This is a genomic window from Bradyrhizobium pachyrhizi (assembly GCF_001189245.1).
GTDB lineage: Bacteria > Pseudomonadota > Alphaproteobacteria > Rhizobiales > Xanthobacteraceae > Bradyrhizobium > Bradyrhizobium pachyrhizi.
Map to the genome: position 1 here is coordinate 5,225 of NZ_LFIQ01000090.1, position 10,783 is coordinate 16,007.

The window sequence follows — 10,783 nt, forward strand, 5'->3', positions numbered from 1 at the left end:
AACGCTCGGATTCTCGATCAACAATTTGACGCTGTTCGGTCTGGTTCTCGCGGTCGGCATCGTGGTCGACGACGCGATCGTGGTGGTCGAGAATGTCGAGCGACATCTCCGGCACGGCATGAGCCGGCGCGAAGCCGCGCTCAAGACGATGGAGGAGGTCGGCGGCGCGCTGGTTTCGATCGCGCTGGTGCTGTGCGCGGTGTTCGTGCCGACCGCCTTCCTCGGGGGCATCTCCGGGCAATTCTTCCAGCAATTCGCTGTCACCATTGCGGTCGCGACCGCGATCTCCTGCTTCTGCTCGCTGACGCTGTCACCCGCGTTGGCCTCGCAGATCCTGGTCCCGCATGAGGAGAGGCGGCCGGCAGCGCGTTGGAACCTGATCGCACGCGGCTGGTCGGCCTTTACCGGTGTCTTCAACCGCGTCTTCGACCGGCTGTCTAATGGCTATGCGGCCTTGGCGTCGTTCGTAATCCGGCATTCGACGCCGATGCTGTTGCTCTATGTCGCATTGATTGGCAGCGCCGGCTGGCTGCTCGCGACTACCTCGCAGGGCTTCATCCCGGCGCAGGATCGCGGTTACCTCATCATCTCGGTGCAGTTGCCCGGCGCCGCGTCGCTCGCGCGAACCGCTGCGGTGGTGGAGGAGATCGAGCGGATCGCGCTGGATACGCCGGGTATCGTCCGTGTCGGGGCGTTCAGCGGCTTCTCCGGCGCAACCCGCACGCAGGCCGGCAACGCCGCGGCGTTGTTCCCGGTGTTCGACGAGCCGGAAGCACGGCAGAAGAGGGGGCTGACGACGAATGCGATCACGGCCGATCTGCGTAGGCGGCTGTCGGTGATCCAGGGCGCTTTCATCATCGTGATTCCGCCGCCCGCGGTGCCGGGCATCGGCACCGGCGGCGGCTTCGCTATCCGTATCCAAGACCGACAAGGGCGCGGTCCCGAGCTGCTCGCAGCCGCGACCGACGAACTCGTCGCCGCAGCGCGGAAGTCGCCAAACTTGACCTCGGTGTTCTCGCCGTACTCGGCGAACACGCCGCAGCTGTTCGTCGATGTCGATCGCGTCAAGGCGCAGAAGCTCGGCGTTCCCATCGCCAACGTCACCAACACCATCGAGACCTATTTCGGCTCGACCTATGTCAACGACTTCAACCTGTTCGGCCGCACCTACCACGTCACGGCGCAGGCCGATCTGCCGTTCCGCAAGGAGAACTCCGATCTGGCACGGCTGCGTACCCGCAATGCGGCGGGCGACATGGTGATGCTCGGCAGCATCGTGGACTTCAAGGACGTCTCGGGACCCGACCGCGTCGCGCGCTACAATCTCTACTCGGCGTCCGAACTGCAGGGCGAGCCGGCGCCAGGTGTGAGCTCGACGACGGCGCTTAACACCATCAAGAAACTCGCTGACGAAACGTTGCCGAGCGGCTTTTCCCTCGAATGGACCGATCTATCCTATCAACAGGTCACGGGTGGCAATGCCGGTCTCTACGTTTTCCCGATTTGCGTGCTGTTCGTCTATCTGGTGCTGGCCGCGCAATATGGCAGCTGGACGCTGCCGTTCGCGGTGATCCTGATCGTGCCGATGTGCCTGTTCGCGGCCACCATCGGCGTCCGCATCATGGGGCAGGACGTCAACATCCTGACCCAGATCGGATTCGTGGTGCTGGTGGGGCTGGCGGCCAAGAACGCGATCCTGATCGTCGAGTTCGCGCGCGACATCGAGCTCGAGGGCAAATCGCGGCTGGAGGCGGTGATCGAGGCCTGCCGGCTGCGGCTGCGGCCGATCCTGATGACGTCATTCGCGTTCATCCTCGGCGTGCTGCCGCTGGTGGTGTCGACCGGCTCGGGCTCGGAGATGCGCCAGGCGGTCGGGGTTGCCGTGTTCTTCGGCATGCTCGGCGTCACGCTGTTCGGCCTGGTCTTCACGCCGATCTTCTACATGGTGGTGCGCAACCTCGCGGAAGGAAAGAACGAGGGCAAGCCGATTCAGATGATCGCGGCTGCGGCGCGGTGAGATGCAGTGATGGCAATCCGCCATGAGGCCGGAGCACTATCTCCGTCACGCTGACCCAAGGTCTGTGAGCTGCATTAGCCCGACGTTCGCGGTGGATCAACCGGCCGCGCGGCTCTCAGTTTCTGCACCCCCTGGTCAGGGCGGTACTGCTCGGTTGCACGGGTGAAGTTGAGTGTCGACGCCAGGGCGAGGAAGTAGCGAACTTGATGAAGCTTTGTCCGTCATCCAACTTTCCTTCCAGGTTGCTGTGCCCCCCGAGTCCCTTGGGATCAGCGGGCATGCGCTTGTTGACCCGCGTTTTGCCGCCTTTAGCGAGCAAAGCCTGGCAAATCGCTGCAAATTGCTGCTGAGAAGCAGGTTCCGCGTCCGCTGCAGCCGGCCAGCCCAAGGGATGAGTGGAATTTTTCGGCCGGTGGAGTAGTTTTTCCCGAGGCTGGGGGAATGGCCGCGCGCATGGCCGACGAAGAGCTTGATCAGCCGACTTCAAGCCGAAGCCCGACGCTGGAGTCTGACAGATGGTGCAGCAGCCGCTGAACGTCGCGTACCCGGATGGTAGCGCTCCGGTGTTGTGGGAGGACGGCGAGCGCGTGGTCAGCCGTGGCTGGCAACTGGACGACAATGGCAACCGGCTCGCCGTGTTGCTTGTTGCCCCTGCCGCCGACCGCCCGTCCCGGTCAAGACTTGATCGTCTCACGCACGAATACGAGCTGAAGGATGAGCTCGACGGGGCATGGGCGGCGCGGCCGTTGGCCCTCATGCGCGACGCCGGTCGGACCGTGCTCGTGCTCGATGATCTTGGCGGCGAGCCGCTCGACCGTTTGCTCAATGGCCCTATGGAGGTGGGACGCTTCTTGCGCTTGGCGATCGCTGTTACCTCGGCTCTGGGCAAGCTTCATCAGCGCGGGCTCATCCACAAAGACATCAGGCCAGCTAATATTGTGGTGGACTGCGCGGATGGACGCGTGCGGCTCACCGGGTTTGGAATTGCATCGCGCCTGTCCCGCGAGCGGCAGGCGCCCGACCCGCCCGAGACCATCGCCGGTACGCTTGCTTACATGGCGCCCGAACAAACCGGGAGGATGAACCGCTCTGTCGACGCCCGCAGCGATCTCTACGCCCTCGGCGTTACGCTGTACCAGATGCTCACGGGCGTTCTGCCCTTCACGGCAGCCGATCCGATGGAATGGGTGCACTGTCATATTGCAAGACCAGCGGTGCCGCCCAGCGAGCGGCTGAGAAACCTCTCAGGCTCGGTCTCTGCGATCATAATGAAGCTGCTCGCCAAGACTGCTGAGGAGCGTTATCAGACGGCTGCAGGCGCCGAGAGCGATCTACGGCGTTGCCTTGCTGAATGGGAAACCCGAGGCGACATCGACGAATTCGCGCCCGGGGAACACGACACCCCGGACCGGCTGCTGATCCCCGAAAGGCTGTATGGTCGGACGGCCGAGATCGGTACCTTGGTTGCCTCCTTCGACCGTATCGTCGTCGGCGGCAGGCCGGAGTTGGTGTTGGTTTCGGGATACTCCGGCATCGGAAAATCCGCGTTCGTCAACGAGCTTCATAAGCCGCTAGCTCTGCCCCGCGGTCTTTTTGCATCGGGCAAATTTGACCAGTACAAGCGCGACATCCCTTACGCCACCCTTGCGCAGGCCTTTCAGAGCCTGATCCGTCCGCTTTTGAGCAAGACCGAAGCGGAGCTGCGGCGATGGCGGGATGCGCTGCTCGAGGCGCTCGAACCGAACGGTCGGCTGATTGTTGATCTCGTCCCGGAATTAAAGCACATCATCGGCGATCAGCCACCGGTCCACGAACTGCCGCCACAGGATGCGCAGGGCCGCTTCCAATTGGTGTTCCGGCGATTTATCGGCGTATTCGCGCGGCCGGAACATCCACTCGCCCTGTTCCTTGACGATCTTCAATGGCTCGATGCGGCAACGCTCGATTTGCTCGAGGATCTGTTGACCCGGCCGGACGTGCAGAACCTGTTGTTGATTGGTGCTTACCGTGACAACGAAGTCGATCCCTTACACCCGCTGATGCGCAAGCTCGAAGCGATGCGCCAAGCTGGAGCGATATTACAAGACATCGTCTTGGCACCCCTGACCTGTGAAGACTTGGGACAACTGGTCGCGGATTCTGTTCACAGCGAACCGGAGAGAATCGCGCCGCTGGCACAGTTGATCCACGAGAAGACAACCGGTAATCCGCTTTTCGCTATTCAGTTCATTTCTGCGCTCGCCGACGAAGGATTGCTCACCTTCGATTATGGCGAGGCACGATGGCGCTGGGACCTGAATCGCATCCAAGCTAAGGGTTACACCGACAATGTCGTGGACCTTATGGTGGGGAAGCTGAACCGCCTGTCCGCCGAAACCCGGAACGCATTGCAGAAGCTCGCCTGTCTCGGCGACGACGCAGGGTTCACCATGTTGCGGATCGTTTCCCAGTCTTCCGAGGAGGAGATGCATGGCCGGCTTTGGGAGGCGGTGCGAGCAGGGCTGATCTTTCGTTCGGAAGAGTCCTACAGATTTCTCCACGACCGTGTTCAAGAAGCCGCCTACTCCTTGATCGCGGAGGAATTGCGTGCCGAAGCCCATCTCCGAATAGGGATGATGCTCGCAGCGCAGACCCCTCCAGAGAAGCTGGAGGAGACCATCTTCGAAATCGTCAATCAGCTCAACCGAGGCTCGCATCTCATCACGTCAATTGAGGAGCTCGAGCGGGTCGCAAAGTTGAATTTAGTTGCAGGTAGGCGCGCCAAGGCCTCGACAGCGTATGCCTCAGCGCTGAACTACCTGTCCTGCGGCGCAGCGCTGCTGCCGGGGGACCCCTGGGAGCGCCAGCACGACCTGATCTTTGAGCTGGAGCTGCACCGGGCCGAATGTGAATTCCTCACCGGTGCACTGGCGGAAGCTGAGCAGCGCCTGGCGGTGCTGTCGGCCCATTCCGCAACGACGATCGAACGAGCACGCGTCACGTGCCTGCAGGTGGATCTTTACACGACCCTGGATCAGGGCAGCCGCGCGATCGCGGTCGGTCTCGACTATCTCCGCCACCTCGGCATCGACTGGTCGCCGCACCCGACGGAAGACGAGGCTCGGCGGGAGTATGATCGGATCTGGACCCAACTCGGTTCCCGCACAATAGAAAGCCTCATTGATCTGCCTTTGATGAGCAATGAGGCATCGCTTGCGACCCTCGATGTCCTGACGAAGCTTGGGCCGCCGGCCCACTATACGGATGCGAACGTACGCTCGATGGTCATCTGTCGAGCCGTCAATCTCAGTCTTGAGGGCGGCAATTGTGACGGCTCGTGCTACGCCTACGCAGTGCTTGGCAGGCTTGCTGGACCGGAGTTCGGTGACTACCAGGCGGGGCTTCGATTCGGCCGTCTCGGCTATGAACTGGTCGAACAGCGTGGACTAAGGCGTTTCCAGGCCAGAACCTATTTGAACTTTGGATATTTGCTCATGTTCTGGACGAGACATGTCCGGGAAGGTTGTGAGCTGCTGCGGCGTGCATTTGAGACGGCAAACCAGATCGGTGACCTCACGTTTGCCGCGTACTATTACACCCACTTGAACACGTATCTTCTAGCAGCGGGGAATCCACTCGATAGCGTGCAAGTCGAGGTCGAGCATGGTCTCGCGTTCGCGCGGAACATGCGGTTCGGTTTTGCGATTGACTCCATCGCCGGCCAGCTTGGGCTGATACGGACGCTCCGCGGCTTGACGCCGATTTTCGGTCGCTTTGACGATGGGCAGTTTGACGAACTCCTGCTCGAGTCCCGTTTCCGCAGGAACCCGGATCTGGCGTTGGCCGCGGGCTCGTATTGGATCCGCAAGCTGCAGGCACGCTTCTTTGCCGGCGACTATGCGGATGCCCTCGAAGCCTCATTGATGGCGCAGCAGCTGCAGCCGACATCGGCGTCTTTTTTTGAGTGCGCGGAATATCACTTCTACAGTGCGCTCTCCAGGGCAGCGTCCTGCGACTCTGCGGCAGCCGGCCAACAGCAGGAACACGTCAGAGCACTGGCCGCGCACCACCGACAGCTCGAGGTCTGGGCGATGGCGTGCCCGGACAGCTTCGAGAACCGTGCCGCACTCGTCGGGGCGGAGATCGCCCGGATCGAAGGCCGCGCGCTCGATGCCGAACATCTTTACGAGCACGCTATCCACTCCGCACAAGCGCACGGCTTTGTCCATAACGAGGCGCTCGCCAACGAAACCGCCGCACGCTTTTATGCTGCACGCGGGTTCAAGAAGATCGCGCATGCCTACCTGCGGGACGCGCGGTACGCATACATCCGTTGGGGAGCCGACGGCAAGGTACGTCAACTCGACGAGTTGTATCAGCACCTCAGGGAGGAAAAATCGGTTGTCGGCCCCACAGGCACGATCGGGGCATCCGTCGAACAACTGGATCTAGCTACTGTTATCAAGGTCTCGCAAGCCGTGTCGGGGGAGATCGTTCCAGAAAAGCTGATCGACACGCTAATGCGCACAGCGATTGAGCACGCGGGTGCCGGGCGAGGTCTGTTGATCCTTGCGGTAGGTGATGGCTATCGGATTGAGGCAGAAGTCACGACGAGCAATAATACGGTGACCGTCGGTCAGCGGCAGGCAGGTGTAACCGCTGCAGATCTGCCCGAGTCCATCCTGCACTACGTGATCCGGACGAAAGAGAGTGTTCTTCTCCACGATGCCGCAGCCGCGAACCCGTTTTCGGCTGATAGGTACATTCATCGGCATCACGCCCGTTCAATTCTCTGCCTGCCATTGCTCAAACAGAACAGATTGGCCGGTGTACTCTACCTCGAAAACAACCTGACGGCCTACGCTTTCACACCTGACCGCGTCACAGTGTTGAAGGTGCTTGCGTCGCAGGCAGCAATCTCGCTCGAAAACTCGCAGCTGTATCGCGACGTCGCAGATCGCGAAGGGAAGATTAGGCGTTTGGTCGACGCGAACATCATCGGAATCCTCATTGCCGACCGCGAAGGTCGAATTCTTGAAGCCAATGACGCGCTTCTACGCATCCTGGGATATGACCGCGAGGACTTGGTTTCGGGGCGCGTGCGCTGGCCCGAGCTGTCCCCGCCGGAATGGCGCGAGCGCGACATGCTGACTCAGGCAGAACTGAACTCAACCGGGAAAGTTCAGCCCTTCGAGAAGGAGTTTATTCGGAAAGACGGCAGCCGGGTTCCTGTGCTTATTGGCGCCGCTCTGTTCAAAGAAGGGGGCGACGAGGGGCTTGCTTTCGTGCTCGATTTGACGGAGCGCAAGCGCGTCGAGGAAGCGCTTAGCCAAGCACAGAGACTTAGCCGTACCGGCAATTGGATCTACAACGCGACAACGATGCGTTACCTCTATTGGTCGGACGAGAGTTACAGGATCTGGGGATTTGATCCGCTGCAAGGCCTTCCAACGCAAAAAAGCATGTGGAAACGCATTCACCCAGACGACCGCGACAGAGTTTGGGGAGCGGTTCAGGAGGCTGTGCGCCAGAGAAAGGATTTCATTGCCGAGTTCAGACTCCTCCTGCCTGATGGCACAATCAAGTGGGTCGAAGGAACCAGCTATCATGTGTTTTCGCCCCGGGGCTCGCTGGCCGAGGTTATCACCACAACTGTCGATGTGACGGAACGGAGGCGGGCACAGGACGAACGTGAAAAGCTGCGCCAGCTCGAGTTGGATTTCGCCCACATGAACCGCGTGAGCATGATGGGAGAATTGGCCGCCTCGCTGTCTCACGAAATCCTGCATCCGATCGCTACTGCTCGTAACAACGCCCGTGCAGGGATGCGCTTTTTGGAAATGAATCCGCCTGATCTGGATGAGACGATGGAAGCCCTCGCTTGTGTTGTCAGAGATACGGACCGAGCCAAGGATATCGTCGGACGGATGCGCGATCACATCAAGAAGGCGCCTCCACGAAAGGAGCGCTTTGATCTCAATGCGGCTACTGACGAAGTGATCATCCTGGCACAAAGCGTCATCCACAGGAATGGCATCTTAGTTCAAACTCGGCTTGCAGATGGATTGCTTCCGGTTATGGGGGATTGCGTTCAGCTGCAACAGGTCTTGCTGAACTTGATCCTGAACGCGGCTGAAGCAATGAGTTCGGTTGAGGAAGGGGCAAGAGAGCTGTTGATCAGCACCGAGGAGGATCAGACTGGCGCCCTCGTAGGCGTGCGCGACTCCGGGCCGGGCATTGATCCGGAGAATCTCGATCGAGTCTTCGACGCCTTTTACACCACGAAGTCCGGTGGAACAGGGATGGGACTATCGATATGCCGCTCCATTATCCACGCACATGGGGGCAAGTTGTGGGCGGAAGCGATTGAACCTCGCGGCGCCGTGTTTCAGTTTACCCTGCCGGCGGATTACGGCTCATAAACTGTCATCAATCGGTGTACCCGGCTGCAGAGCCGAACGCAGGCACCGCGCGAGACAGTCGTCGTCCACTGGCTTGCTGAGGTAGCAAACAACCCCGTCCTTTAGAGCCTGATCCCTCGCGACCTTATCGGGGTAGGCGGTAATGAGGATCGTCGGGATCGCGTACCCTGCGTCGACCAAGTGCCTGTGCAATTCGACACCAGTCATTCCGGGCATGTTAACGTCGGTGACCAGGCAGACGGTTTCAGGCAAGCCCCGCGACGCCAGAAAATCGGCCGCTGACGGAAACGCTTCGACGGTGTAGCCCAGCAACATTATGAGTTTTCGCATTGACTCACGATAGGGCTGATCATCGTCAACGATTGCTATCAATGTATGGTTCGACATTGCGGGTTCCAGGCGCCTCCGCCGACCGGCGGGGCAACTCGCGCAGCGTGCAACTTAATGTCATTGACATTTCCCGATAACGCAATGTCGACGTTCCTAAGCGATGGCTTAGGCTTTTCGGCTATCCGCTTAGGCATCAAAGATTGTTCATCACGATGGATTGGGCGTAGACTGACACCGATAATAGGGAAATGCGCTTTTCCAACGCAGGATGCCGAGAGTGGGTGAGGCAAATCCCAGTGTCTTGGTTATCGATGACGATCCCGAGTTTCGCGACTCGGTCGTGCGGCTGTTGCGGACCGTCGGCTTGCCTGCCCGACAATTCTCGTCGGTTCAAGATTTTCTCCAGGCCGATCCGCCGGGCGGTCCTAGTTGCCTGGTGCTCGACGTGAGAATGCCGGGGAGAAGCGGTCTTGAGCTTCAGCGCGACCTTGTTGCCGCAAACAGGCAAGTGCCGATCATCTTCATCACAGCGCACGCCGACGTCCCGATGACCGTGCAGGCGATGAAGGGCGGCGCGATAGAGTTCCTTACGAAACCATTCCGTGATCAGGATCTGCTTGACGCCATCGAGGCCGGCCTCGCTCGCGATCGGGCCCGTCGAGACAGTGATGGCGCATTGGCTGCGCTCAAGGAGCGTTTCGACACGCTTAGCTCCCGCGAGCGCGAGGTCATGCTCGGCGTCGTGGCAGGTCGTCTGAACAAGCAGGTCGCCAACGATATCGGCATCTCAGAATCTACAGTGAAGGTGCACCGTGTGAATCTGATGCGGAAGATGAATGCGCGTTCGCTTCCCGAGCTCAGCCGAATGGCGGACCGCCTCAACATACGGCTACAGTAACCGTGGAATGTCTGAGCAGAAAGGCATGTCCTCAATCGTTTCGTGCGAAGGTGCGATCTAATCGCAAAACTCAATCTACCGCACTTCTCTGCGCCGCTGGCTCTCTTTCCTCGGGGCCCTTCCGGCTAACGGATTCGGAGCGCGAGGTATACGTCCTCACTTCTAAGCGAACGCTTAGCCCAGGTAGCGACAAGCGAACGTCGCTGTACCCTCGCGCAATCGACCGCAGCGCTCCAAGCCATCAAACTGCGCCAACAAGAATCTCGACGGAGATCAGCCATGGAGCTTCATCAAGTTCGTTACTTCCTCGCCGTCGCATCCACGCTCAACTTCACGCGCGCGGCCGAGCAGTGCAATGTCACGCAGCCCGCCCTGACCAAGGGGGTGCAGAAGCTCGAGCAGGAGCTCGGCGGCCAGTTGATCTACCGCGAACGCCAGCTGACGCAACTTACCGACCTTGGAAAGGAAGTCCTTCCGATGCTGGAGCGCACACTGGCCTCGGCTGACGCGGTGCGTCGCCGAGCCCAGGAGTTCCAACGCAAGGAGGTCGCGCCACTGAAGATCGGTCTCGCCCCTTCCATCTCGGCGTCGCTCGTCCTCGATCCGATCGCGGAGATCGCAAAGTTCGTCCCTGGACTTCACGTCGAGCTGCGCGAGGGCGCGGCGGGGGAGCTCGTCGACCTCTTGCTTGAGGGCGAGATCAACGCCGCAATGGTTGGCGACGTGCAGGACGTGCCCGCCCGCATCGACGACTGGTCGCTGTTCGAGGAGCACTACGTCGCAGTTCTCGCGCCGACACACCGCCTCGCAAACCGTCCCTCGATCGGCATCGACGACCTCCGTGAGACCGTCTTGCTGGAACGTGCCGATTGCGACGTTGCCCCGAAGATCCAGCAGTCGTATTTCCCCGAGAAACCGCCCCAACTCGGCCACTGCAGCGGCCATGACTTGCATCTGCAGCACATGGCCGCTGCCGGCTTCGGCGTGATACTCGCGCCCGAGCACATGCCGCGCCTTCCGACGCTCAAGACCATTCCGCTCGAAGGCTTCCCGGTTTCGCGGGAGGTGCGGCTACTGGCCGTGCAGGGGCGCCGCTACTCCCCGGCACTGGACGCTTTCGTCAAGGTCGCGCGGCTT

The 10,783-nt window shown here is 60.6% G+C and carries 5 protein-coding genes; 4 read left to right on the forward strand and 1 reads right to left on the reverse strand.

Translation table 11 applies throughout. From position 1 onward, the window contains the following. Both AKL29_RS45315 and AKL29_RS21800 read left to right on the forward strand, forming a co-directional pair. On the forward strand, window positions 1-2,017 hold a 2,017-nt coding region (locus tag AKL29_RS45315), incomplete at its 5' end, for an efflux RND transporter permease subunit (RefSeq protein WP_244482277.1). 515 nt (window positions 2,018-2,532) lie between these two features. Further along, on the forward strand, window positions 2,533-8,418 hold the full coding sequence (locus tag AKL29_RS21800) for an ATP-binding sensor histidine kinase (protein ID WP_050385585.1): 5,886 nt from the start codon (window positions 2,533-2,535) through the stop codon (window positions 8,416-8,418). On the opposite strand, the gene AKL29_RS21805 is transcribed toward AKL29_RS21800, so the two are convergent. Then, on the reverse strand, window positions 8,413-8,805 hold the full coding sequence (locus AKL29_RS21805) for a response regulator transcription factor (protein ID WP_028337063.1): 393 nt from the start codon (window positions 8,803-8,805) through the stop codon (window positions 8,413-8,415). The genes AKL29_RS21800 and AKL29_RS21805 overlap by 6 nt on opposite strands. 220 nt (window positions 8,806-9,025) lie before the next feature. Here AKL29_RS21805 and AKL29_RS21810 point away from each other — a divergent pair, with 220 nt between their 5' ends. Both AKL29_RS21810 and AKL29_RS21815 read left to right on the forward strand, forming a co-directional pair. Continuing rightward, complete coding sequence (locus AKL29_RS21810; protein WP_028337062.1) at window positions 9,026-9,646, forward strand: response regulator transcription factor; 621 nt, start codon at window positions 9,026-9,028, stop codon at window positions 9,644-9,646. Window positions 9,647-9,925: 279 nt separating this feature from the next. Beyond that, window positions 9,926-10,783 (forward strand): LysR family transcriptional regulator (locus tag AKL29_RS21815; RefSeq protein ID WP_152977709.1); only part of this gene is annotated, 858 nt, incomplete at its 3' end.